This is a genomic window from Dactylosporangium sp. NBC_01737 (genome assembly GCF_035963215.1).
Classification (GTDB): Bacteria; Actinomycetota; Actinomycetes; order Mycobacteriales; family Micromonosporaceae; genus Dactylosporangium.
Genome location: NZ_CP109153.1, coordinates 4,657,850 through 4,682,211 on the forward strand (window position 1 = coordinate 4,657,850; position 24,362 = coordinate 4,682,211).

Annotated in this window: 19 protein-coding genes and 3 pseudogenes; 17 read left to right on the forward strand and 5 right to left on the reverse strand. The window is 72.3% G+C overall.

Translation table 11 applies throughout. The features are described from left to right. Positions 1-98: 98 nt before the first annotated feature. Entirely contained in the window at positions 99-1,448 is a 1,350-nt protein-coding gene (mptB, locus tag OHA72_RS21200; protein WP_327009530.1) for a polyprenol phosphomannose-dependent alpha 1,6 mannosyltransferase MptB, read from the reverse strand. A gap of 127 nt (positions 1,449-1,575) precedes the next feature. On the opposite strand from mptB, the gene efp reads away from it, so the two are divergent. Together efp and nusB are read left to right on the forward strand one after the other, a co-directional pair. Then, entirely contained in the window at positions 1,576-2,133 is a 558-nt protein-coding gene (gene efp, locus OHA72_RS21205; protein WP_327009531.1) for an elongation factor P, read from the forward strand. Between the two features lie 44 nt (positions 2,134-2,177). After that, a complete protein-coding gene (nusB, locus tag OHA72_RS21210) occupies positions 2,178-2,585 on the forward strand; it encodes a transcription antitermination factor NusB (protein WP_327011627.1) in 408 nt (135 codons plus the stop codon). Between the two features lie 451 nt (positions 2,586-3,036). Here the strand turns inward: nusB and bldD are convergent, their stop codons facing one another. After that, positions 3,037-3,525: a transcriptional regulator BldD gene (gene bldD, locus OHA72_RS21215; protein WP_033356835.1), complete on the reverse strand. Its 489-nt coding sequence runs from the start codon at positions 3,523-3,525 to the stop codon at positions 3,037-3,039. Positions 3,526-3,715: 190 nt separating this feature from the next. Between bldD and pyrR the strand changes: the two are divergent. The 13 genes and pseudogenes from pyrR to OHA72_RS21280 all read left to right on the forward strand — a co-directional run. Further along, positions 3,716-4,255 (forward strand): annotated as a pseudogene (pyrR, locus tag OHA72_RS21220) (bifunctional pyr operon transcriptional regulator/uracil phosphoribosyltransferase PyrR); the annotation flags it as partial. Between the two features lie 137 nt (positions 4,256-4,392). Further along, on the forward strand, positions 4,393-5,307 hold the full coding sequence (locus OHA72_RS21225) for an aspartate carbamoyltransferase catalytic subunit (protein WP_327009532.1): 915 nt from the start codon (positions 4,393-4,395) through the stop codon (positions 5,305-5,307). A gap of 17 nt (positions 5,308-5,324) precedes the next feature. Then, positions 5,325-6,530 carry a dihydroorotase gene (locus OHA72_RS21230; protein WP_442788733.1) on the forward strand — a complete coding sequence of 402 codons (1,206 nt, stop codon included), beginning with the start codon at positions 5,325-5,327 and terminating at the stop codon, positions 6,528-6,530. Continuing rightward, positions 6,527-7,639, forward strand: a complete 1,113-nt coding sequence (carA, locus tag OHA72_RS21235) for a glutamine-hydrolyzing carbamoyl-phosphate synthase small subunit (protein ID WP_327009533.1) — start codon at positions 6,527-6,529, stop codon at positions 7,637-7,639. The genes OHA72_RS21230 and carA overlap by 4 nt, the downstream gene beginning before the upstream one ends. Continuing rightward, on the forward strand, positions 7,632-10,934 hold the full coding sequence (carB, locus tag OHA72_RS21240) for a carbamoyl-phosphate synthase large subunit (protein ID WP_327009534.1): 3,303 nt from the start codon (positions 7,632-7,634) through the stop codon (positions 10,932-10,934). Before carA ends, carB begins: the two co-directional genes overlap by 8 nt. Next, positions 10,931-11,917, forward strand: a complete 987-nt coding sequence (locus OHA72_RS21245; RefSeq protein ID WP_327009535.1) for a quinone-dependent dihydroorotate dehydrogenase — start codon at positions 10,931-10,933, stop codon at positions 11,915-11,917. The genes carB and OHA72_RS21245 overlap by 4 nt, the downstream gene beginning before the upstream one ends. Positions 11,918-11,958: 41 nt before the next feature. Continuing rightward, entirely contained in the window at positions 11,959-12,765 is an 807-nt protein-coding gene (gene pyrF / locus OHA72_RS21250) for an orotidine-5'-phosphate decarboxylase (protein ID WP_327011629.1), read from the forward strand. 120 nt (positions 12,766-12,885) lie between these two features. Further along, positions 12,886-13,206, forward strand: coding sequence for an integration host factor, actinobacterial type (gene mihF / locus OHA72_RS21255; RefSeq protein ID WP_033356842.1), 321 nt, complete (start codon positions 12,886-12,888; stop codon positions 13,204-13,206). Positions 13,207-13,354: 148 nt separating this feature from the next. Then, the gene (gene rpoZ, locus OHA72_RS21260) at positions 13,355-13,621 is read left to right on the forward strand and encodes a DNA-directed RNA polymerase subunit omega (protein WP_033356843.1); all 267 of its coding nucleotides are present in this window, start codon (positions 13,355-13,357) and stop codon (positions 13,619-13,621) included. A 6-nt stretch (positions 13,622-13,627) separates the two neighbouring features. Continuing rightward, positions 13,628-14,857 carry a bifunctional phosphopantothenoylcysteine decarboxylase/phosphopantothenate--cysteine ligase CoaBC gene (gene coaBC, locus OHA72_RS21265; RefSeq protein ID WP_327009536.1) on the forward strand — a complete coding sequence of 410 codons (1,230 nt, stop codon included), beginning with the start codon at positions 13,628-13,630 and terminating at the stop codon, positions 14,855-14,857. 122 nt (positions 14,858-14,979) lie between these two features. Continuing rightward, positions 14,980-16,173, forward strand: a complete 1,194-nt coding sequence (gene metK / locus OHA72_RS21270) for a methionine adenosyltransferase (protein WP_327009537.1) — start codon at positions 14,980-14,982, stop codon at positions 16,171-16,173. 329 nt (positions 16,174-16,502) lie between these two features. Continuing rightward, positions 16,503-17,375 (forward strand): primosomal protein N' family DNA-binding protein, encoded by an 873-nt coding sequence (locus OHA72_RS64725; RefSeq protein WP_442788734.1) that lies wholly within the window; start codon positions 16,503-16,505, stop codon positions 17,373-17,375. Further along, a pseudogene (locus OHA72_RS21280) lies at positions 17,317-18,859 on the forward strand (hypothetical protein); the annotation flags it as partial. The gene OHA72_RS64725 and the pseudogene OHA72_RS21280, both read left to right, overlap by 59 nt. 578 nt (positions 18,860-19,437) lie before the next feature. Here the strand turns inward: OHA72_RS21280 and OHA72_RS21285 are convergent. From OHA72_RS21285 to OHA72_RS21295, 3 genes are read right to left on the reverse strand one after another with little or no spacing between them, the layout of a single operon-like run. Further along, positions 19,438-20,010: a P-loop nucleotide/nucleoside kinase family protein gene (locus OHA72_RS21285; protein ID WP_327009538.1), complete on the reverse strand. Its 573-nt coding sequence runs from the start codon at positions 20,008-20,010 to the stop codon at positions 19,438-19,440. Then, positions 20,007-21,737: an ABC transporter ATP-binding protein gene (locus tag OHA72_RS21290; protein WP_327009539.1), complete on the reverse strand. Its 1,731-nt coding sequence runs from the start codon at positions 21,735-21,737 to the stop codon at positions 20,007-20,009. Before OHA72_RS21290 ends, OHA72_RS21285 begins: the two co-directional genes overlap by 4 nt. 10 nt (positions 21,738-21,747) lie before the next feature. After that, positions 21,748-22,803: an amidohydrolase family protein gene (locus OHA72_RS21295; RefSeq protein WP_327009540.1), complete on the reverse strand. Its 1,056-nt coding sequence runs from the start codon at positions 22,801-22,803 to the stop codon at positions 21,748-21,750. A 49-nt stretch (positions 22,804-22,852) separates the two neighbouring features. Here OHA72_RS21295 and def point away from each other — a divergent pair, with 49 nt between their 5' ends. Both def and fmt read left to right on the forward strand, forming a co-directional pair. Beyond that, positions 22,853-23,398 carry a peptide deformylase gene (gene def, locus OHA72_RS21300; RefSeq protein WP_327009541.1) on the forward strand — a complete coding sequence of 182 codons (546 nt, stop codon included), beginning with the start codon at positions 22,853-22,855 and terminating at the stop codon, positions 23,396-23,398. Then, a pseudogene (fmt, locus tag OHA72_RS21305) lies at positions 23,395-24,333 on the forward strand (methionyl-tRNA formyltransferase); the annotation flags it as partial. The gene def and the pseudogene fmt, both read left to right, overlap by 4 nt. Between the last annotated feature and the right edge of the window lie 29 nt (positions 24,334-24,362).

The window sequence follows — 24,362 nt, forward strand, 5'->3', positions numbered from 1 at the left end:
CCAGCCCCGGAAATTGATCTCGAATCGCCGGCCCGTGCTGTCGCTGTCAGTAGTTTACGCTGCCCGCCGGCATGGTGGCGCGGGGCCGGGCGCAGGGGTCAGGTGGCGGGGACCAGGGCCGGGACCGGTGGGCGGAGGCGGAGGTAGAGCACGCCCGCGACGGTGCCGAAGATCGCGGCGACGACGGCCTCCGGGTACGTCGGGGCGCCGAACGGCAGCAGGAACATCGCGACGCCCACCGACAGGCGGACCGCTGCCGGCGGGGGGCGGTGCAGGCCGGCTGCGAGCGGGACGATCGGCCACAGCAGGTACCACGGGTGCACGACCGGGCCGCACAGGACGATCGCGGCGAGGGCCAGGCCCAGCCCGGCCGCCGGGTTCGGGGCGCGCAGCAGGGCCCAGCCGGCGAGGGTGCAGCCGGCCGCGGCCGCCGCGAGCCGGATGACCGCCATCGCGGACGGGTGGCCGGCCTCGGCCAGCAGCATGCCGACGTCGGTACTGAGGGACAGGCCGTTGCGCACGGTCGTCGGGGTGTGCAGGGCGGCGATCCAGCCGAGGCCGAGACCGGACGCGGCCTGCAGCACGATGAAGGCGAGGGCGGCGCCGGTCGCGGTGCGGATGAGGGCGGGCGTACGGCCGCGGGACAGCGCGACGACGGTGATGAGCGCGAGGATCGCGGGCGCCTTGACGAGGGCCGCGGCGACGATGAGGGCGGCGCCGAGCAGGGGGCGGTCGCGGACGGCGGCGAGCAGGCCGGCAGCGAGCAGACCGACCATGAGGGCGTCGTTGTGGGCGCCGGCGACGAGGTGCAGCAGGAGCAGCGGGTTGAGGGCGCCGAACCACAGGGCCCGCTGCGGTGGCACGCCGAACCGGGCGGCCAGGCCCGGCAGGCACGCCACGACGAGGGCGACGCCGGCGAGGGCGACGAGCCGCATCGCCCAGACGCCGAGGACGGTGTGTTCGCCGGTCAGGGCGAGGATCGCCGACGCGCAGCGCAGGAAGACCGGGCCGTAGGGCGCGGGGGTGTCCTGCCAGATCGCCGGCACGTCCAGGGCGAGGGGGCCGCCGAGGGAGGACGGGCCCCACCGGTACGCGTCGAGCCCGCGGCGGACCATCTCACCCTGGGCGAGGTAGCTGTAGACGTCGCGGCTGAACATGGGGGCGGTCACCGCGAGGGGAGCGGCCCAGCACAGCAGGGTTCTGATCAGGTCGGCGGGGCGTTGGCCGTCGACGGTCGAGCGCATCCGCAGCCACGCGCCGCACAGCAGGGCCAGCCCGAAGTACGTGCCGGCGACGCCGACGAGGGGGAAGGCGCGCAGCTCGCGGATGAGGGGCCAATGCTCGAACGGGTCGCGTTGTGGCAGCGCGCCCGCGGCAATGCCACCCACCGCGATCGCGACGGAACCCGCGAAGCCCAGGGTACGGTTGACGATGTCCGGTCTTCCCACTCCGGCACACTGGCGTAGTCGCATGACCTCGTGGCGACGCACACATGAACGGGCCGGTACACTGCTTCGGGCCTTTCCGCCGGCATCATGCCGCACGGACCAACTGACGAAAGTGACGTCTATCCACATGGCAACCACGAACGACCTGAAGAACGGCCTGGTGCTCAACCTCGACGGCGATCTGTGGGCCGTCGTGGAGTTCCAGCATGTCAAGCCGGGCAAGGGCGGCGCGTTCGTGCGGACCACCCTGAAGAACGTGCTCTCCGGCAAGGTGGTCGACCGCACGTTCAACGCCGGCACGAAGGTCGAGACCGCCACCGTCGACAAGCGCACGATGCAATACCTGTACATCGACGGTGAAGACTACGTGTTCATGGACCTGCAGTCGTACGAGCAGATCTCGGTCCCGTCCGGCACGGTCGGTGAGGGCACCAAGTTCCTGCTGCCCGAGGCCGAGGTGACGGTGGCGACGCACGAGGGTGTGCCGCTGTATGTCGAGCTGCCGACGTCGGTGATCCTCGAGGTGACCTACACGGAGCCCGGCCTGCAGGGTGACCGCTCCACCGGTGGCACGAAGCCGGCGACCGTCGAGACGGGCGCCACGGTCAACGTGCCGCTGTTCATCTCCACGGGCGAGAAGATCAAGGTCGACACCCGCGACAGCCGTTACCTGGGCCGGGCGTGAGCTTTTCCGGAGGTTCGTTCCTGGGCGGTGACGTCACCGCCCAGATGACGGCGCGCCGGAAGGCCCGGAAACGGGCCCTCGACGTGCTCTACTCGGCCGACCTGCGAGGCGAGTCGCGTGCGTCGACCCTGTCGGCGTATGTGGCCAACCTGGAGGAGCCGAAGCCCGGTTACCTGCCCTACACCGTCCAGCTGGTCGAGGGTGTGGACAGCCACGCCGTCCGCATCGACGAGCTGCTGTCCAGCTACGCCGAGGGGTGGACCCTGGAGCGGATGCCGGTGGTGGACCGGAATCTGGCCCGGATCGCGGTGTACGAGCTGCTGTACAACGACGAGATCGACAACCCGGTCGCGATCACGGAGGCGGTCGAGCTGGCGGAGACGCTGTCGACCGACGACTCGCCGCGGTTCCTCAACGGCATCCTCGGCCGGATCGCCGACTACGCCACGTAGGACCTTGCGGTGGCTGGACGAGCGTCGAGCGTGATCCTCCGTCGCACGGCGCGGATCCGCTCGACCGCCTGCTGTTGCGCCGGCACCACGGCATCTCCGACACCAGACCCTGCGCGTGATGAGACACAACGCGCTGAAGGTGCCCGGCCTGAAGGGCTATGGGAAGCCTTACACCGAGGTGTTGATCACAGCGAACCGGAGAACAGCGAACCGGAGAGCAGGGCCGGCGGCCGCGGTGATCGCGGCCGCGTTCCGGCAGCGACCGGTCATCGGTGACGAGGTGCCGGCCGTGCTGGGCCTGCTGCGCGTGGGCCCGCGCGACGGGCGGCGCGAGGCGTTGATCCGGCGGGCCGCATCGATGCTGGCGGCGGGGTGGAGACCAGGTCGACCTCGGACAATCCGGCGGTCGCGACCGGTCGGATTGTCCAAGGTCAACTACGGGGTGAAAAAACTAGGACTGGAACAGGCTGCGCGGGTCGGTGACGAGCACGCCGTGCTCGTTGAGCCGCTCGACCAGGCCGGACGGCGACGCGTCGTAGACGATCGCCAGGGCACGCAGGTCGTCCGCGCGGATGGACAGCACGCGACCGTTGTAGTCGCCGCGCTGCTGCTGGATGGCACGCGCGTAGCGGGCCACATAGGCGAGGTCCTCGGCGCCGGCGTCGTAGAGCCGCTCCAGGTCCAGGACGATCTTGTTGGTGGGCTCGTGCCGCACGCCGCTGCCCTCGGGCAGCAGCTCGGCGACGGGGACGCGGTAGAACTCGGCCAGCTCGGCCAGGCGGGACACGGTGACGGCGCGGTCGCCCCGCTCATACGAGCCGACGACGACGGCCTTCCAACGCCCTGCCGACTTCTCCTCGACACCCTGCAGAGACAGCCCCTGCTGCTGTCGGATGGAGCGCAGGCGAGCACCAAGAGACTTGGCGTACTCAGACGGCATACGGACACTCCCAGTCACTGGCCTGAGGGGTTTCCCCAGCGATCGCTACGGAGCGTGACCGTAACTGGCGGAAGACGCGTGGTCAAGTGGTCGAGACCCATCCGTTGCCCAGGTCAGGGCGGTTGTTAGGGTGGTTGCCGTTCGACGTCCTTTAACGACCCGTCCGGTGAGGCGGGGAAGGAGGTCTGGTTTGTCGTCCCCGACAACCGGCGCTGAGCTGGGCAAAACCATCCTAACGGCGGCAGATGTCGCCCGGGTGGTGGACCGGATTGCCCATCAGATTCTGGAAAAGACGTCCGGCGCCGCCGAAACGGTGCTGCTGGGCATACCTACCCGAGGCGTTCCGCTGGCACGCAGACTCGCGGCGCGGATCGCCACTTTCGAGGGTGCAGAGATCCCCGTGGGTGTGTTGGACATCACGCTCTATCGGGACGATCTTCGCCTGCAGGCGACCCGTGCGCTGGGTCACACCGAGGTGCCGCCGGGCGGCCTCGACGGGCGGCGGGTGATCCTCGTCGACGACGTCCTGTTCTCCGGCCGGACGGTCCGCGCGGCGCTCGACGCGCTCAAGGATCTCGGCCGGCCGCGGATGGTCCAGCTGGCGGTCCTGGTCGACCGGGGGCACCGCGAGCTGCCGATCCGGGCGGACTACGTGGGCAAGAACATCCCGACCTCGATCGAGGAGAGCGTCCGGGTGTCGATCGCCGAGCACGACGGCACCGACGCCGTGGTCATCGTCAACAGAGGCAACACCGGCAACGGTGGCAACACCGGCAGCAGCGGAAGCAGCGGCAACGGTGGCAACACCGGCAGCAGCGGAAGCAGCGGCAACGGTGACAGCAGGAGCGGCGACCAGGAGGTCCAGGCGTGATGAAGCATCTGCTCAGCGCCGCCGACCTGGACGCCGCCACCGCGACGCTGGTGCTGGACACCGCGGCGGAGATGGCCAGCATCGCGGGGCGCGAGGTGAAGAAGCTGCCCGCGCTGCGGGGGCGCACCGTGGTGAACCTGTTCTACGAGGACTCGACCAGGACCCGGATCTCGTTCGAGGCGGCAGCGAAGCGGCTGTCGGCGGACGTCATCAACTTCTCCGCGAAGGGCTCCAGCGTCTCGAAGGGTGAAAGCCTCAAGGACACCGCCCTGACGTTGCAGGCGATGGGCGCCGACGCGGTCGTGATCCGGCACCCCGCCAGCGGCGCGCCGCACCGGCTCGCGAACTGGGTCGAGGGCAGCGTCGTCAACGCCGGTGACGGCACCCACGAGCACCCGACACAGGCCCTGCTCGACGCGTACACCATGCGCAGCCGCCTCAAACGGCTCGCCGGGCTGAACGTGGCCATCGTCGGCGACGTGCTGCACTCACGGGTGGCAAGGTCCAACGTGCTGCTGCTGCACACCCTCGGCGCGAAGGTGACGCTCGTCGCACCGCCGACGCTGCTGCCGGTCGGCGTGGGCGCGTGGCCGGCTGCGACGTCCTACGACCTCGACGCGGTGGTGCCCGATTCCGACGTCGTCATGATGTTGCGCGTCCAGCGGGAAAGAATGAACCAGGCGTACTTCCCCTCGGAGCGGGAGTACGCGCGGCGCTACGGCTTCGACGTGCCGCGCATGCGCCGGCTGCCCGAGCACGCGATCGTCATGCACCCCGGCCCGATGAACCGGGGCATGGAGATCGCGCCGGAGGTCGCCGACTCGCCACGCTCCACGATCGTCGAACAGGTCGCCAACGGGGTCTCCGTGCGAATGGCCGTCCTCTACCTGCTGCTCGGAGGCAAAGCGTGATCATCACCGGCACGAACATTGGCGAGATCACCGTCGAGGACGGGATCATTGTCGGCATAAATCCGGACAAAGTGGGCGGCAGGATTGCGCTGCCCGGGCTCGTCGACCTGCACACCCACCTGCGCGAACCCGGCCGCGAGGACGCCGAGACGGTCGAGTCCGGGTCCCGGGCCGCCGCGCTCGGCGGGTACACCGCGGTGTGCGCGATGGCGAACACGTCACCGGTCGCCGACACCGCCGGTGTCGTGGAGCAGGTGTGGCGGCTCGGCCGCGAGGCGGGCCTCGTCGACGTGCAGCCGGTCGGCGCCGTCACCGTCGGCCTCGGCGGCGAGCAGCTCGCCGAGCTCGGCGCGATGGCCGACTCCGCCGCCAGGGTCCGGGTCTTCTCCGACGACGGGCACTGCGTCAGCGACCCGCGGCTCATGCGCCGGGCCCTGGAGTACGTCAAGGCGTTCGACGGCGTCATCGCCCAGCACGCCGAGGAGCCGCGGCTGACCACCGGCGCCCAGATGAACGAGGGCGAGGTCGCCGCCCGGCTCGGCCTCGTCGGGTGGCCCGCGGTCGCGGAGGAGGCGATCATCGCCCGCGACGTGCTGCTCGCCGGGCACGTCGGCGCCCGCCTGCACATCTGCCACGTGTCGACCGCCGGCAGCGTCGAGCTGATCCGCTGGGCGAAGTCGAAGGGCTGGCGGGTGACGGCCGAGGTGACGCCGCACCACCTGCTGCTCACCGAGGACCTCGCCGTCGACTATGACCCGGTGTACAAGGTGAACCCGCCGCTGCGGACCGAGGCCGACGTCCTCGCCCTGCGCAGGGGGTTGCAGGACGGCACGATCGACTGCGTCGCCACGGACCACGCCCCGCACAGCGTCGAGGACAAGGAGTGCGAGTGGGCGTACGCCAGACCGGGGATGCTCGGCCTGGAGACCGCCCTCGCGATCGTCGTACAGACGATGGGGCCGCAGTGGGACCGGATAGCGGACTGGATGTCCGTGGCGCCCGCGAAGATCGCCGGCCTCGCCGGGCACGGTCACGCGCTGCAGGCCGGACAGGCCGCGAACATCACGATCTTCGACCCGGACGTCAGGTGGACGGTCGACCCGACCGCCCTGGCCAGCAGGTCGCGCAACACCCCATACGCCGGGATGGAGCTGCGCGGTCGCGTCGAGGCGACCTACCTGCGCGGCGAGCCGACGGTGTTGAACGGAAAGGCGACTCGGTGAAGCGCAGAGCAGCATTGTTGGTACTGGAGGACGGCCGCACCTTCCGCGGCGAGGCCTTCGGCAGCATCGGGGAGACCTTCGGCGAGGCGGTGTTCAACACCGGCATGACCGGCTACCAGGAGACGCTGACCGACCCGTCGTACCACCGGCAGGTCGTCGTGCAGACCGCACCCCAGATCGGCAACACCGGCATCAACGGCGAGGACGACGAGTCCGACCGGATCTGGGTCGCCGGCTACGTGGTCCGCGACCCGTCCCGGACGTACTCCAACTGGCGCGCCACCGGCAGCCTCCAGGACCGCCTGGCCGTCGAGGGCGTCGTGGGCATCAGCGGCGTCGACACCCGGGCGCTGACCCGGCACCTGCGCGAGCGCGGCGCGATGCGGGTCGGCGTGTCCAGCGTCGACGACGACCGCGACGGCCTGCTGCAGCGGGTGCGGCAGCAGCCGCAGATGCTCGGCGCCGACCTGTCCGCGGAGGTGAGCACCCCGCAGCGGTACACGGTGCAGGCCGAGGGTGAGCACCGGTTCACGGTCGCCGCGATCGACCTGGGCATCAAGCGCAACGTCCCGCGCCGCCTCGCGGCCCGCGGGGTGACCACGCACGTGCTGCCGGCGGCCACCACGCTGGAGGAGATCCGCGCACTGAACGCTGACGCCGTGTTCTTCTCACCCGGCCCCGGTGACCCGGCAACCGCCGACGGCCCGGTCGCCCTGGCGAAATCGGTCATGGCGGCGAAGATCCCCCTGTTCGGCATCTGCTTCGGCAGCCAGATCCTCGGCCGCGCGCTCGGGTTCGGCACCTACAAGCTCGGCTACGGGCACCGCGGCATCAACCAGCCGGTGCTCGACCGGACCACCGGCAAGGTCGAGGTGACCAGCCACAACCACGGCTTCGCCGTCGACGCGCCCCTGGAGGGGCGCACCGGCACCGAGTTCGGCGAGGTCGAGGTCAGCCACGTCTGCCTCAACGACAACGTCGTGGAGGGCCTGCGCTGCCTGGACACGCCGGCCTTCACCGTGCAGTACCACCCGGAGGCGGCAGCGGGGCCGCACGACGCGGACTACCTGTTCGACAGATTCGCGGAGTTGATGAACACCAATGCCTAAGCGGACCGATCTCCGGCACGTCCTCGTCATCGGCTCCGGCCCGATCGTCATCGGCCAGGCGTGCGAGTTCGACTACTCCGGCACCCAGGCCTGCCGGGTGCTGCGCGCGGAGGGGTTGCGGGTCAGCCTCGTCAACTCCAACCCGGCCACGATCATGACCGACCCCGAGTTCGCCGACGCCACGTACGTCGAGCCGATCACCCCCGAGTTCGTCGAGCAGGTGATCGCCAAGGAACGCCCCGACGCGCTGCTCGCCACGCTCGGCGGGCAGACCGCGCTGAACACCGCCGTGGCGCTGCACGAGGCCGGGGTCCTGGACAAGTACGGCGTCGAGCTCATCGGCGCCAACATCGACGCGATCCGCCGCGGCGAGGACCGGCAGCTGTTCAAGGACATCGTCGCCAAGGCCGGCGGGGAGACCCCGCGCAGCCGCGTCTGCCACTCGATGGACGAGGTCCGCGCGACCGTCGCCGACCTGGGCCTGCCGGTCGTCATCCGGCCGTCGTTCACCATGGGCGGGCTCGGCTCCGGCATGGCGCACAACGACGCCGACCTCGAGCGGCTCGCCGGCGGCGGCCTGGTCGCATCCCCGGTGCACGAGGTCCTCATCGAGGAGAGCGTGCTCGGCTGGAAGGAGTTCGAGCTGGAGCTGATGCGCGACAAGCACGACAACGTCGTCGTCGTGTGCTCCATCGAGAACATCGACGCGATGGGCGTGCACACCGGCGACTCCGTGACGGTCGCGCCGGCGATGACGCTCACCGACGTGGAGTACCAGCGGCTGCGCGACCTCGGCATCGCCGTGCTGCGCGAGGTCGGCGTCGACACCGGCGGCTGCAACATCCAGTTCGCGGTGCACCCGCAGACCGGCCGGCTCGTCGTCATCGAGATGAACCCGCGCGTGTCGCGCTCCAGCGCCCTGGCGAGCAAGGCGACCGGCTTCCCGATCGCGAAGATCGCCGCGAAGCTCGCCATCGGGTACACCCTGGACGAGATCCCCAACGACATCACCCTGAAGACCCCGGCGGCGTTCGAGCCGTCCCTGGACTACGTGGTGGTGAAGATCCCGCGGTTTGCGTTCGAGAAGTTCCCCGGCGCCGACGCGGAGCTGACGACCACGATGAAGTCGGTCGGCGAGGCCATGTCGATGGGCCGCACGTTCCAGGAGGCCCTGGGCAAGGCGATGCGGTCGATGGAGACCAAGGCCGCCGGTTTCTGGACCACTGCCGACAAGGCCGGGCAGGACGCGCTCGAAGAGCTGCGGGTGCCGCACGACGGCCGCCTGTACACCGCCGAACGTGCCCTGCGCGAAGGCCACAGCGTCACGGCGGTCGCCGAGGCGAGCGGCTTCGACCCGTGGTTCGTCGACCAGATCGCGGGCCTGGTCGACCTGCGCGCCGAGATCCTCAGCGCCGCCGTGCTGGACGAGACCCTGCTGCGCACCGCGAAGCGGGCCGGCCTGTCCGACCGGCAGATCGCCGCGCTGCGCCCCGAGTTCGCCGGTGAGGACGGCGTCCGCAGCCTCCGGCAGCGCCTGGGCCTGCGGCCGGTCTACAAGACCGTCGACACGTGCGCGGCCGAGTTCGGTGCGAGCACCCCGTACCACTACAGCACCTACGAGGAGGAGACCGAGGTCGCCCCGTCGGACCGGCCGAAGGTCCTCATCCTCGGCTCCGGCCCGAACCGCATCGGGCAGGGCATCGAGTTCGACTACTCGTGCGTGCACGCGGTCATGGCGTTGCGGGCCGTCGGCTACGAGACCGTCATGGTCAACTGCAACCCGGAGACGGTCTCCACCGACTACGACACCGCGGACCGGCTGTACTTCGAGCCGCTCACGTTCGAGGACGTCCTGGAGGTCGTGCACGCCGAGGACGAGTCCGGCCGCGCCGCCGGCGGGCCCGGCGTCATCGGCGTCGTCGTGCAGCTCGGCGGGCAGACCCCGCTCGGCCTCGCCCAGCAGCTCGCCGACGCGGGCGTGCCGATCGTCGGCACGTCACCCGAGGCGATCGACCTGGCCGAGCACCGCGGCGCGTTCGGCAAGCTCCTCGCCGGGGCCGGCCTGACCACCCCGGCGCACGGCACCGCGACCAGCTTCGGCGAGGCGAAGCTCATCGCCGACGAGATCGGCTACCCGGTGCTGGTGCGGCCCTCGTACGTCCTCGGCGGCCGCGGCATGGAGATCGTCTACGACGAGGAGACCCTGCGCGGCTACATCGGCCGCGCCACCGAGATCTCCCCGGCGCACCCGGTGCTGGTCGACCGGTTCCTCGACGACGCCATCGAGATCGACGTCGACGCGCTGTGCGACAAGGACGGCGAGGTGTACGTCGGCGGCGTCATGGAGCACATCGAGGAGGCCGGCATCCACTCCGGGGACTCCTCCTGCGTCCTGCCGCCGATCACCCTGGCCACCGTGCACCTGGACGAGGTGCGCCGCTACACGGTCGCCCTGGCCCGCGGCATCGGCGTGCAGGGGCTGCTCAACGTCCAGTACGCGCTCAAGGACGACGTGCTCTACGTCCTGGAGGCCAACCCGCGCGCGTCGCGCACCGTGCCGTTCGTGTCGAAGGCGACCGCGGTGCCCCTGGCGAAGGCCGCGGCCCGCATCGCGCTGGGCGCCACGATCGCCGAACTGCGCGCCGAAGGGCTCCTGCCGGCGCACGGCGACGGGGGTACCCCGCCCGAGCACGCGCCGATCGCGGTCAAGGAGGCGGTGCTGCCGTTCAAACGGTTCCGCACCGTCGAGGGCAAGGGCGTGGACAACCTGCTCGGCCCGGAGATGAAGTCGACCGGCGAGGTCATGGGCATCGACACGTCCTTCGGCCACGCGTTCGCGAAGTCCCAGGCCGCCGCCTACGGCTCGCTGCCGACCGTCGGCACGGTCCTGGTCACCGTCGCCAACCGGGACAAACGCGGCATCGTGTTCCCGGTCAAGCGCCTCGCCGACCTCGGCTTCTCGATCGTGGCCACCGCCGGCACCGGTCAGGTGCTGCGCCGGTACGGGGTCGCCTGCGAGATCGTGCCGAAGCACTTCGAGGAGGGCAACGGCCGCAACGCGGTGTCGATGATCGCCGGCGGCGAGGTCGCCCTGGTGATCAACACGCCGCAGGGCTCCAGCGGGCGGCAGGACGGCTACGAGATCCGCAGCGCCGCGGTCGTCGCCGACATCCCGTGCATCACCACCCTGCCGGGTGCCGCGGCCGCCGTCATGGGCGTCGAGGCGCTGCTGCGGGGCGAGATGACGGTCCGACCCCTGCAGGAGCTGCACGCGGCCCTGCGTGGGGCACGGTGAGCTACGAACGCCTGGTCCGCCCGGTCCTGTTCCGTCTCGGCGGCGGCGACGCCGAGGCGGTCCACGAGCGGACCCTGCGCTGGCTGGCCCGGGTGCCGTCGCGGCGGTCCGCGTACAGCCCGCCGGGCGCGCGCCGGACCGTGTTCGGGATCGACTTCCCGAACGCGGTCGGGCTCGCCGCCGGCATGGACAAGGACGGCCGGGCACTGCGCGCCTGGCCGCGGCTCGGCTTCGGCTTCGTCGAGGTCGGCACCGTCACCCGGCACCCGCAGCCCGGCAACGAGCGGCCCCGGCTGTTCCGCTTCCCCGGGCAGAAGGCGATCGTCAACCGGATGGGGTTCAACAACGCCGGCGCGGCCGCCCTCGCGGCCCGCCTGGCGGCGCTGGGCCCGCTGCCGGTGCCCCTCGGCATCAGTCTCGGCAAGTCGAAGGTGACGCCGCTGACCGGTGCCGTGGAGGACTACGTCAGCAGCTTCCGCGCGCTGTACGAGCACGGCGCGTACTTCGCCGTCAACGTCAGCTCGCCGAACACCCCGGGGCTGCGCGAGCTGCAGGACAAGGCGCACCTGTCGGCGCTGCTCGGTGCGCTGCGCGCGGAGAACCCCGCGGGCCGCCCGGTCCTGGTGAAGGTCGCGCCGGACCTCACCGACGCCGCGCTGGGCGAGCTGCTGGACGTGTGCCTCTCCCACGGCGTCGCCGGGCTCATCGCCACCAACACCACGATCGAACGGCCCGGCGTGGCCACGGCCGAGGCGGGCGGGCTCAGCGGCCGCCCCCTGGCGCCGCGGGCGCTGCAGGTCGTGCGCTTCGTGGCCAAGGAGAGCGGGCTGCCGGTCGTCGGCGTCGGCGGGATCACCACCCGCGACGACGTGACCCGGATGCTGGACGCCGGCGCCTCGCTCGTGCAGCTCTACACCGGACTCATCTACCACGGTCCCCGCCTCGTCCGGCAGGCCGTGCAAGCCACAAGGGGGAGCGCGTGACGGGTCGTTCCGTTCGCTTCGGGGCCCGGTTGCGGGCCGCCATGGACACGCTGGGGCCGCTGTGCGTGGGGATCGACCCTCACCCCTCCCTGCTGGCAGCCTGGGGGCTCTCCGACGATGTCAAGGGCCTGGAAGCGTTCAGTCGGACGGTGGGGGAGGCCCTGGCCGACCGGGTCGCAGTGATCAAGCCCCAGTCTGCCTTTTATGAGCGTTTCGGCTCCAGGGGCATAGCGGTCCTGGAGTCGACTATCCGACAGTTTGACTCGACGCAGACTCTTGTAGTTCTCGACGTCAAGCGGGGTGACATCGGCTCCACGGCCGCCGCGTACGCCGACGCGTACCTGGATCCGGCCTCCCCGTTGCGTGCGGACGCGATCACCGTCAGCCCCTATCTCGGCGTCGGCTCGCTGCGCCCGATCATCGACAAGGCGATCGCCAACGGCCTCGGCGCGTTCGTCCTCGCGCTCACCTCCAATCCCGAGGGCGCCGCCGTCCAGCGGGCCGTCGGCGCCGCCGGCAAGACCGTCGCGCAGGCCGTCATCGACGAGATTGCGCAGGTCAACGTGGGTGTGGCTCCGCTGGGTGACGTCGGCGTGGTGATCGGTGCCACGCTCGGGCGGCACGGCCACGATCTGACGAACCTCAATGGCCCGATCCTGGCGCCGGGCCTCGGCGCGCAGGGCGGAAGGGCCGCCGGGCTGCGCGCCGCGTTCGGTGATCAAGCCCCTGACGTGCTGCCGTCGTACTCCCGGGAGATCCTCGGCGCGGGCCCCGGCGTCGCCACGCTGCGTGCCGCCGCGGAGCGGGCGCGTGACGAATGCGCGGCCGCTCTGGCGGTCACCGCCTGATCATCTGGCCGCCACCGGCCGTCGATCATGGGACTGCCACGTTGCCGAAATGGCTCGTGACCGCTAGTTTTCCCGGCGCTAGACCATCAACATTCTTTTCAAGGGACCTGAGGAGACCTGGTGCCGCTCCCGTCACTGAGCCCGGAACAGCGCGCGGCCGCTTTGGAAAAAGCGGCCGAGATTCGAAAGGCTCGCGCTGAGCTGAAGGAGCAACTGAAGCAGGGGAAGACCACCCTCGCTGCCGTGCTCGATCGTGCGGAGTCCGACGACGTCGTCGGCAAGCTTCGGGTTTCGGCCGTGCTGCAGGCAATGCCCGGCATCGGCAAGATCCGCGCGACGCAGATCATGGAGAAGCTGAAGATCGCTGACAGCCGCCGTCTTCGCGGCCTCGGCGACCAGCAGCGCAAGGCACTGCTCGGGGAGTTCGCCGGCGGCAAGTGACTGCCGCCAGGTAGGTCCCCCCGGACCAGTGTGACGACCTCGACGCGCCCGGACCCCTGTGGTCCGGGCGCGTTGCCGTCCTGAGCTGCGGTGCTGGTAGGGTTTATGGGTTCGCGAGCTGTCAATTGGAAAGTCGTGAGGTTGTTTCGTGGCCGGAACCGTGGCAGACCCCCAGGGCATCACCAACCCGCCGATCGACGAGCTGCTGGAGAAGACCACCTCGAAGTACGCGCTGGTGATCTTCGCGGCGAAGCGTGCCCGTCAGGTCAACGCCTACTACAGCCAGCTGGGTGAGGGCCTTCTCGAATACGTGGGTCCCCTGGTGGAGACCACGCCGCAGGAGAAGCCGCTGTCCATCGCGCTCCGCGAGATCAACAGCGGTCTGCTGACCGCCGAGCGCATCGAAGAGGTCTAGTCCGACATGCACGCCGGGGACGACGGCGCCGGTGACCGGCCGCGGGTCGTTCTCGGCGTCGCCGGTGGGATCGCCGCCTACAAGGCCTGTGAGCTGCTGCGGCTGCTGACCGAGTCGGGGCACCGGGTGCGGGTCGTGCCGACCGCCGCGGCGCTCACGTTCGTCGGCGAGGCCACCTGGGCCGCCCTGTCGGGGCAGCCGGTCAGCACCGACGTGTGGACCGGCGCCCACGAGGTGCCGCACGTGCGGCTCGGCCGCGAGGCCGACCTCGTCGTCGTCGCCCCCGCCACCGCCGACCTGCTGGCGAAGGCCGCGCACGGGCTCGCCGACGACCTGCTCACCAACACGCTGCTCACTGCCCGGTGCCCGGTGCTCTTCGCGCCCGCGATGCACACCGAGATGTGGGAGCACCCCGCCACCAGGGCCAACGTGGCGCTGCTGCGCTCCCGGGGCGTGGTGGTCCTGGAGCCCGACGTCGGGCGGCTCACCGGCGCCGACACCGGCAAGGGGCGGCTGCCCGCGCCGGCCGCGATCTTCGCCACCGCGCAGCGGCTGCTGCGCCGCGGTCATCTGGCGCCTGACCTGGCCGGACGGCACGTCGTCGTTACCGCCGGCGGGACAAGGGAGCCGATCGACCCGGTCCGGTTCATCGGCAACCGCTCGTCCGGCAAGCAGGGGTATGCGATCGCGCGGGCCGCCGTCGCCCGCGGCGCCAGGGTGACGCTCATCGCGGCCAACGTCGCGCTGGGCGACCCCGCCGGCGCCGACCTGGTCCGGGTCGAGACCACCGAGGAGCTGCGGGTCGCGACCCTGGCCGCCGCCGCCACCGCGGACGTCGTGGTCATGGCGGCCGCGCCCGCCGACTTCCGGCCCGCCGTCTTCGCCACCGGCAAGATCAAGAAGGTGGACGGCTCGGCGCCGACCCTGGACCTGGTCACCAACCCGGACATCGCCGCGGAGCTGGGTGCGGCCAAGCGTGAGGGGCAGGTGCTCGTCGCGTTCGCCGCGGAGACCGCCGCGATCGAGCAGGCCGTCGCCAACGGTCACGAAAAGCTGCTGCGCAAGCGGGCGGACCTCATCGTGGTGAACGAGGTCGGCATCGGCAAGACCTTCGGCGCGGAGCACAACCAGGCGGTCATCCTCGGCGCCGACGGGACCCGCGACGCATTGCCCGAACTGTCCAAAGACGACCTTGCCGATAGGATTTTGGACACGGTGCTCGCCCGTTTGCCCTGATCATGCCGGTTCTGTCGCGTCGTGGCGGTCCGGACTCCACCAGGCCTTTGCCGCTCCACGAGCGCCAGGTCGTACACTGCTGCGAAACCCAGTAACCGACGCCGTATCCCTGAGGAGCACCATTGGCCCGCCGCCTGTTCACGTCAGAGTCGGTCACCGAAGGTCACCCGGACAAGATCGCCGATCAGATCAGCGACGGCATCCTCGACGCGCTCCTCACGCAGGACGCCCGCAGTCGGGTCGCCGTCGAAACGCTGATCACGACCGGCCAGGTCCACGTCGCCGGCGAGGTGACCACGACCGCGTACGCCGACATCGCCAAGATCGTCCGCGAGACGATCCTCGGCATCGGCTACGACTCGTCCAAGAAGGGCTTCGACGGCGCCTCCTGCGGCGTGAGCGTGTCGATCGGTGCCCAGTCGCCCGACATCGCCCAGGGCGTCGACTCCGCCCTGGAGGTCCGCGAGGGCTCCGGCGGCGACAATCTGGACCTGCAGGGCGCCGGCGACCAGGGCATGATGTTCGGCTTCGCCTGCAGCGAGACGCCGGAGCTGATGCCGCTGCCGATCGCGCTCGCCCACCGGCTCGCCCGCCGGCTCTCCGCGGTGCGCAAGGACGGCACGATCCCCTACCTGCGGCCCGACGGCAAGACGCAGGTCACCATCGAGTATGACGGCCTGCGCCCGGCCCGGCTGCACACCGTCGTGGTGTCCAGCCAGCACGCGCCCGACATCTCGCTCGAGTCGCTGCTGACCCCCGACGTGCGCGAGCACGTCATCGCCCCCGAGCTCGAGGGCCTGGGCCTGGAGACCGACGGCTACCGGTTGCTGGTCAACCCCACCGGCCGCTTCGAGATCGGCGGCCCGATGGGCGACGCCGGCCTCACCGGCCGCAAGATCATCGTCGACACCTACGGCGGCTACGCCCGCCACGGCGGTGGCGCGTTCTCCGGCAAGGACCCGTCGAAGGTCGACCGCTCCGCGGCGTATGCCACCCGCTGGGTCGCCAAGAACGTCGTGGCCGCCGGGCTGGCCGAGCGCTGCGAGGTCCAGGTCGCCTACGCGATCGGCAAGGCGCACCCCGTCTCGCTGTTCGTGGAGACCTTCGGCACCGAGGTCGTGCCGGTCGAGCGGATCGAGAAGGCCATCAACGAGGTCTTCGACCTGCGCCCGGCCGCGATCATCCGCGACCTCGACCTGCTCAAGCCGGTCTACCAGCAGACCGCGGCCTACGGTCACTTCGGCCGCGAGCTGCCCGGCTTCACGTGGGAGCAGGCGAGCCGCACCGCCGAGCTGAAGTCCGCTGCCGGCGCCTGATCAATACTTCGACGTTGGCCGATCAATCTGATGCCGAGGTTGATCGGTCAACGTCTATTTCTGGGCAGGTCGGTGACGACGCGTCCGCTCTATCACAGGACGGTCTCTTCCCATCACTGGAACCGGTGACGAAGAACGCCACCGGGCCAATTGCCGCAAAGCCCGAGGGAAGGGCCGCGGCGCAGCGGGTCGCCGGCCGCGCCAATGCCGCGGGAAAGGCCCGCACCGCGAAGTCGGCACCGCCCCGGCAGGCCGCCGCGGCGCTGCCGGTCGCGCGGGTCTGCGTCGACGTGCCCTTGCCGCACCTGGACCGCCCCTTCGACTACCTGGTGCCGGCCACGCTGGACGGTGCCGCCCAGCCGGGCACGCGGGTGAAGGTGCGCTTCGCCGGCAAGCTCGTCGACGGGTACCTCCTCGAACGCGTCGCCGAGTCCGGCCACGACGGGAAGCTCGCGTTCCTGGACAAGGTCGTGTCGCCCGAGCCGGTGCTGCGGCCGCAGATCGCCGTGCTGGCGAGGGAGATCGCCGACCGGTACGCGGGCACCATGTCCGACGTCCTGCGCCTCGCGATCCCGCCCCGCCACGCCGGCGCCGAGTCCACCGCCCCAGCCCCAGCCCCGGCCACCGCCGCTGACGCCTCGGCCGACGCCGGGGGTGAGGGTGATGCCGGGGCGGTAGGCGATGCCGAGGTGGAGGCCGCGGGTGATGCCGGGCCCGCAGGTGATGCCGGACGCGATGGCGATTCCGGCGACGGCGGAGCTGCCGGACCCACAGGCGGAGCCGACGCCGGGGCCGACGGTGCCGTGACGGCCGATGCTGGCGCTGCGGACGCGGCGGTCGCGGCAGCGGCGCCGGGCGGTGACGGCCGGGGCTGGCGCTGTGGACGCGGCGGTCGGGGGCAGCGGCGCCGGTGCGGTGACGGCCGGGGCTGGCGCTGCGGTGACCGCGGATGCTGGCGCTGTGGAAGCGGCCGGTGCCGCGGCGGTCGGGGGCAGCGGCGCCGGGGCGGTGACGGCCGGGGCGAACGCTGCGGTGACGGCCGGGGTCGGCGGTGCGGTGACGGCCAGGGCTGGCACTGTGGAAGCGGCAGGTGCCGCGGCGGTTGCGGGCGGCGGCACCGGGGCGGTCGGGCGGCCTGCCGTGGACGGGGCCGGGTGGCGGCGGTACACGGCCGGTGCAGCGCTGCTGCGTGCCCTCGGTGACGGGCGCCGCCCGCACGCCGTGGACCGCGCTGCCCGGTGAGGACTGGCCCGCCAGGCTCGCCGAGGCCGCCGCGACCACCCTCGCCGGCGGCCGCGGCACCCTGGTCGTCGTCGCCGACGCCCGCGACCTGGACCGCCTCGACGCGGCGATGAGCGTCGCGCTCGGCGGGCCCGGGACGCACGTGGCGCTGTCCGCCGCGCTCGGGCCCGCGGAACGGTACCGCCGGTTCCTCGCCGCGTCCCGCGGGCAGGCCAGGGTCGTCATCGGCACCCGGGCGGCGTGCTTCGCGCCCGTCGCCGACCTCGGCCTCGTCGCGATCTGGGACGACGGCGACGACCTGCACGCCGAGCCGCGGTCGCCGTACCCGCACGCCCGGCAGGTCCTGCTCACCCGCGCCGAGCAGGCCGGCTGCGGGATCATCGTGGGCGGGTTCGCGCGCACGGCGGAGGCGCAGCAGCTCATCGAGGCCCGCTGGGCGATCGACGTCGCCGCCGACCGGGGTGTCCTGCGGCGGCACATGCCGTCGGTGGTGACCGTCGGCGAGGACGACCAGATGGCCCGCGACCCGGGTGCCGTGTCCGCGCGGCTGCCCAGCGCCGCGTGGCGGGCCGCCCGCGACGCGCTGCTGCGGGACGCGCCGGTGCTCATCCAGGTGCCGCGGCGCGGGTACATCCCGTCGGTCGCCTGCGCCGAGTGCTACACCGCGTCGCGCTGCCCGAACTGCTCCGGGCCCCTGGCGCTGCCGTCGGCGACCGCGCCCCCGTCGTGCCGGTGGTGCGGGCGCGTGGCAGCCGCGTACACCTGCCCCGAATGTGGCAGCAGACGCCTGCGCGCGTCCGTCGTCGGCGCGAGACGCACCGCGGAGGAACTGGCCCGGGCGTTCCCGGACACCCCGGTGCGGACCTCCGGGCGCGACGGCGTCCTGGCGACGGTCCCCGGCGAGGCGTCGATCGTCGTGTCGACGCCCGGCGCGGAACCCGTCGCCGACGGCGGGTACGGCGCCGTGCTCCTGCTGGACAGCTGGGCCCTGCTGACCCGCGCGGACCTGCGCGGCACGGAGGAGGCGCTGCGCCGGTGGCTGACCGCGGCGTCCCTGGCCCGCCACACCGGCCAGGTCGTCGTCGTCGCCGACGCGTCCCTCGCCGTCGTGCAGGCGCTCGTCCGGTTCGACCCCGGCTGGCTCGCGGCCCGGGAACTCGCCGACCGGCGCGAGCTGGGCTTCCCGCCGGTGGTGCGGATGGCGTCGCTGACCGGTACCCCAGCCGCCGTCGCCGACCTCCTCGCCGTCGCGAAACTCCCGGCCGGCGCCGAGGTCCTCGGCCCGGTCCCCGCCGACGAGGGGCAGGAACGGATGCTCGTGCGGACCGGCCGGGGCGACGGGCGGGCCCTGGCCCTCGCGTTGCGCACCGCCGCGGGGCTCCGCTCGGCCCGCAAGGCCGGCGACACCGTCCGCATCCAGGTCGACCCCCTGGACCTGCTCTGACCCACCCCGCCACCGTCGCCGGTCACCCCGGCAGGCCGGGGCCGCTGGTCAATCCGTCGGCAGGGGCCGCCGGTCACTCCGTCGGCCGGGCCGCCGGTGATCGAAGTCGCGTGGTGGTTGTGGGGGCGACCAGCGCGAGGCGTTGATCACGGTGGCGTGGCGGGGGTGGCGACGTGCGCTGAAGCGTTCTTGCCGGTTGGTCGCGGTCCGGTGCGCGGCGGGTGATCGTGCGGCCGTGATCGAAGGACGGCGGTGGTCGTCCCGGCGACCACGGGCGTCCTTCGATCACGTGGGCGGGGTGAAGGTCGTTGCCCGGAGCCGACGTTCGAGGTCCGGTGGTGCGTCCTTCGATCACGTGGGCGGGGTGAAGGTCGTTGCCCGGAGCCGACGTTCGAGGTCCGGTGGTGCGTCCTTCGATCACGTGGGCGGGGTGAAGGTCGTTGCCCGGAGCCGACGTTCGAGGTCCGGTGGTGCGTCCTTCGATCACGTGGGCGGGGTGAAGGTCGTTGCCCGGAGCCGACCTTCGAGGTCCGGTGGTGCGCAGGCGCGATCAGGTCGGCACGGCGCGGGGAACGGGATCAGTGCCGGGCGAGCAGGGCACGCAGGGTCGCGGCGAGGGGCGGGGCGCCGTCGCGGTTGTCGACCTCCAGGTGCGGCACGGTCGGCGGGCGGTCCGGCGGGATCGCGGCGAGGAAGTCGTCCCAGCGTTCCAGCTTCTGGCCGTCGCGGTGCGAACCCCGTGCGAGGAGCCGGGCGCGCAGCGTCGCCGGGTCGGAGCGCACCCACACCAGGCGGACCGGGTCGCCGCCGAGCGCGGACACGAACCCCGTCCACCGCCCGGGGTCGGAGATCTGGCCGGTGAACGGCGCGGACAGCACGACCGGGCAGCCGCGGGCGCGGATCTCGCGGGCCGTCGCGGCGAGGCCCGCGTACTCGTGCAGCTTGATGTTCGCGTCGTACCAGACGCCCTCGCGCTCACCCGGCGGGCGGCCGGCGGCGGCGAGGGTCGCGGCGACGAACCCGCCGTAGAGGGTGTCCTTGTCCAGCAGCGCCGGGGGAGGGTCGAGCAGGCCGATCAGCAGGTCCGCGACCGTCGACTTGCCCGCGCCCGGCGGCCCGGCCACCACCCAGGCCGCGCCCGCTTCCCTCACGCCACCAGCAGTTGGTTGGTGGCGAGCTCGCGGTACAGGTCGCTGGACTCCAGGAGGTCCGCGTGCCGGCCGACGGCGACGACCCGGCCGCCCTCCATGACCACGATCTGGTCCGCGTCGACGACGGTCGACAGGCGGTGCGCGACAACGATCATCGTCCGATTGTGCGCCACCGTGTCGATCGCCTGCCGCAACGCCACCTCATTGCGCGCGTCGAGGTTGGACGTCGGCTCGTCCAGCAGCAGGATCGGCGGCGCCGCCAGCAGCGTCCGGGCGATCGCGAGGCGCTGCCGCTCACCGCCGGACAGCAGCACGCCGCCCTCGCCGACCTGCGCGTCGAGGCCGAGCGGGGTGCGCTGCACGATCTCGGCGAGGTTGACCGCGTCGAGGACCTCGAACATCTGCGCGTCCGACGCCGCGGGCGCGGCCAGGCGCAGGTTGTCCCGCAGCGTGCCGGCCAGGACCGGCGCCTCCTGCTCGACGTAGCCGAGCTGGGCGCGCAGCACCTGCCGCGGCAGGTGCTGCACGTCGACGCCGGCGACCCGGACCGTCCCGCCGGTGGCGTCGTAGAACCGCTCCACCAGCTGCAGCAGCGTCGACTTGCCCGCCCCGGAGGGGCCGACGAGGGCGGTGCGGGTGCCGTACGCGACGGAGAACGACACGTCCCGGACGACCGTGTCGAGGGAGCCCGCGTAGCCGAACGTCACCCCGTCGAAGGAGACGGCGACGGGCGAATCCGTCACCGTGGCCGTGCCGGCGTCCTCCTCCAGGGGTACGTCCAGGATGTCGTGCATGCGTTGCAGCGCGCCGAGCCCCGTCTGCAGCTGCGTGTACGCGTGCAGGGCCTGACCGAGCGGCATCACCAGGAAGAACAGGTACAGCACGAACGCGACGAGGTCGCCGACGGAGATGGTCCCGTTGGCGACGCGGGCACCGCCGACGCCGAGCAGCAGCAGGAACGCGCCCTGGATCGCGGCGACGCTGGCCGGGCCGACGAGCGCCTGCAGCTTCGCGATCCGCACGCCCGCCCGGTACGCCTCCTCGGCGCCGGCCTCGACGGTGACGGCCTCACGCTCCTCGGCGTTGCTCGCCCGGATCGTGCGGGCCGCGGTCAGGGCCCGCTCCACGGCGCTGGTCATGTCGCCGATGCGGGCCTGCGCCTCCTGCGACGCGGGCCGCACCCGGCGGGAGAACACCACCGCGATCGACAGGCCCAGCGCCAGGCCACCACCGGCGGTGAGGAACAGGATCGGGTCGAGCAGCAGCATCGCGCCCGCGGCGCCGACGACCATGACGGCGCCGGTGACGGTCTCGAACAGCCCGGACGTGACCACGGCCCGCAGCAGCGTCGTGTCCGCGCCGACCCGCGACAGCAGGTCGCCGGTGCGGCGCTGGTCGTACTCGGTGATCGGCAGCCGCAGCAGGTGCCGGGTCAGCCGCCGCCGGGCGGTGAGGACCAGGCCCTCCGCGGTGCGCTGCAGCAGGTAGTCGCGCAGCGCGTTGAGCAGCGCGACCGCGGCGAGGACCACGACCAGCAGCGCGACGGTCCGCCCGACCGCCTCGGAGGCCTGCAGCCCGTCGAGGACGTCACGGGTCAGCAGCGGCTGGGCGAGGGTCGTGACGGACCCGAGCAGCGACAGCACGGCGACGACGACGAGCGTCGGGCGGTGGTCACGCAGGTAGGGCAACAGGGAGCGCAGCGAGACGGCATCCTTCTTGGTGGCCACCCCGCCGAGGCTAGCGCCGTTTCGCTGAGCGTCCCCTGAGGAGCACCAGTGACGGGTGTCGCAGCACCGCCGGGGACACGCGCGGGTCCTCGGCGACCGCGACGAGATCCGCCGGGGCGCCCTCCTCGATGCCCCGGAACCCCAGGTAGCGGCGGGCGTCCCAGCAGGCGGCGGCCAGCGCCGCGGCGGGGGCGAGACCGGCGGTCACGAGGTGCTCGACCTCCGCGACGACGTCGCCGTACCCGAGCGCGTCGGTGCCCGCGAGCACCGTGACCCCGGCCTCGTGCGCCTCGACGGTCGCGGTGCGCAGGCTCGCGACGCCGCCGAGGAACCAGTCCTTGCGCGGCCCCTCCGGTTTCGTGCGCACCACGTCGACGTGCGGCACGAACCCGGTCCACGTCGGGGTGACGGCGCCGCCCCGCGCGGCGAGCACGTCGAGGAGCTCCGGGGTGAGGAACCAGGCGTGCTCGATCGAGTCGACACCGGCGAGGACGGCGTTGCGGGTGCCCTCCTCGGTCTGGCAGTGCGCGGCGACCCGCCCGCCGGCGGCGTGCACCGCGTCGCAGAGCCCGCGCAGCACCGCCTCCGGTACCTTCGCGGAGTCGAACTCCCAGTCGCCGTAGGTCTTGCACCAGCCGTCGTTGGCGAGGGCCTGCGCCACGCCGGCCGCGGCCAGGTCCCCGGGCACCGTCTGCAGGTCGTCGAGGTCCGACAGCCCCGCCCACGCCAGCCACGGCCCGGCCGTGACCAGGCGCGGCAGGTCCGGCCTGGCCCGCAGGTCCGCCGGGATCGGCTCCCGGTGCCCCGGCACGCGCAGCAGGGTGGTGCCGGCACCGGCGTACTCGAGAGCCGCGGCCTCGAACATCGCCGGGTCGAAGGCCATCGTCGCCGCGTCATGGCCGAGGTGCGCGTGCGCGTCGACCAGGCCCGGCAGGACGAACCCGCCGTTGTGCACCGTGGTCACCTCACCCGCGGGGCGGCGGAACGTGAGCCTGTCACCGAGGACCCAGATGTCGCGGACGTCACCGTCGGGCAGCACGGTGCCACGCAGGTGCAGGCTGCTCATCGCGCCACACTAGACTTGATTGACTCGAACCAGATATGGGGTGCCTCGTTTGACCGTCCAGTCCGTCCGCCTCTTCGGCGACCCGGTGCTGCGCACGCCCGCCGACAGTGTCGTGGACTTCGACCGCGAGCTGCGCAAACTGGTCAATGACCTGCTCGACACCATGCGCCAGCAGAACGGCACCGGCCTCGCCGCGCCGCAGATCGGCGTCGGGCTGCGCGTGTTCACGTTCGACGTCGACGACGTCGTCGGGCACCTGGTCAACCCGGTGCTCGAGTTCCCCGACGAGGAGGAGCAGGACGGCCCCGAGGGCTGCCTGTCCATTCCCGGTGTCTACGTGGACACCAAACGCCGCCAGCACGTCGTCGCCAAGGGCTTCAACCAGCACGGCGACCCGATCCAGATCGTCGGTGACGGCCTCATGGCGCGCTGCGCCCAGCACGAGACCGACCACCTCGACGGGGTCCTGTTCGTCGACCGGCTCGACGCCGACCGGCGCAAGCAGGCGATGAAGGAGATCCGTGCCGCCGAGTGGTACAACCCAGACGCCCCGCCGGTCGTGAAGGCCAGCCCGCACGGTCTGTTCGGCCGGTGAGGATCGTCTTCGCGGGCACACCCGCGGTGGCGCTGCCCGCCCTCAACGCGATCGCCGCCTCCTCCCACGACCTCGTCGCCGTCGTGTCGCGCCCCGACGCGCCGTCGGGGCGTGGCCGCCAGCTCGTGCCGTCCCCGGTCAGCGCCTGGGCCGCCGCACGGGGGATCGAGGTGCTGACCCCCGCCCGCCCCCGCGACCCCGAGTTCCTTTCGCGGCTGGCCGAGCTGGAGCCCGACTGCTGCCCGGTCGTCGCCTACGGCGCCCTGGTACCGCGGACCGCGCTCGACATCCCCCGCTACGGGTGGATCAACCTGCACTTCTCGCTCCTGCCCGCGTGGCGGGGCGCGGCGCCGGTCCAGCACGCCGTCCTGCACGGCGACGACATGACCGGAGCCAGCGTGTTCCTGCTCGAGGAAGGCCTGGACACCGGGCCCGTGTTCGGGACGCTCACCGAGACCATCGCCCCCCGCGACACGTCCGGCGACCTGCTCGACCGGCTCGCCGTCTCCGGCGCCGGCCTGCTCGTGCAGGTCCTCGACGGCATCGAGGCCCACGCGGTCGGCGCCGTGCCGCAGCCGCACGAAGGCATCTCGATCGCCCCGAAGCTCACCGCCGACGACGCCCACGTGCGCTGGGGCGATCCGGCGTTCGCGGTCGACCGGCGCGTCAGGGCCTGCACGCCCGCGCCCGGGGCGTGGACGACGCTGCACGGCGACCGGTTGAAGCTCGGCCCGGTCACGCCGGTGACGGCCGCGTCGGTGATCGGGGGCGGCACCGCGCTCGGCCCGGGGGTCGTCGCGGTCGAACGCAACAGGGTCCTCGTGGGCACGGGCACCGTTCCCGTCGTCCTCGGCACCGTCACCGCGCCAGGGAAGAAGGCCATGCCGGCGGACGCCTGGGCGCGCGGCGCCCGTATCGAGACCGGCACGGTCCTGGGCGACTCCGCTGACGTGCCGTCTGCCAC

Bases quoted from the DNA above. Each gene is read 5' to 3' on its own strand.
- pyrF (WP_327011629.1), top strand. From the start codon at position 11,959: ATGGACACGCTGGGGCCGCTGTGCGTGGGGATCGACCCTCACCCCTCC.
- OHA72_RS21295 (WP_327009540.1), bottom strand. From the start codon at position 22,803: ATGAGCAGCCTGCACCTGCGTGGCACCGTGCTGCCCGACGGTGACGTC.
- efp (WP_327009531.1), top strand. From the start codon at position 1,576: ATGGCAACCACGAACGACCTGAAGAACGGCCTGGTGCTCAACCTCGAC.
- nusB (WP_327011627.1), top strand. From the start codon at position 2,178: ATGACGGCGCGCCGGAAGGCCCGGAAACGGGCCCTCGACGTGCTCTAC.
- coaBC (WP_327009536.1), top strand. From the start codon at position 13,628: ATGCACGCCGGGGACGACGGCGCCGGTGACCGGCCGCGGGTCGTTCTC.
- bldD (WP_033356835.1), bottom strand. From the start codon at position 3,525: ATGCCGTCTGAGTACGCCAAGTCTCTTGGTGCTCGCCTGCGCTCCATC.
- carB (WP_327009534.1), top strand. From the start codon at position 7,632: ATGCCTAAGCGGACCGATCTCCGGCACGTCCTCGTCATCGGCTCCGGC.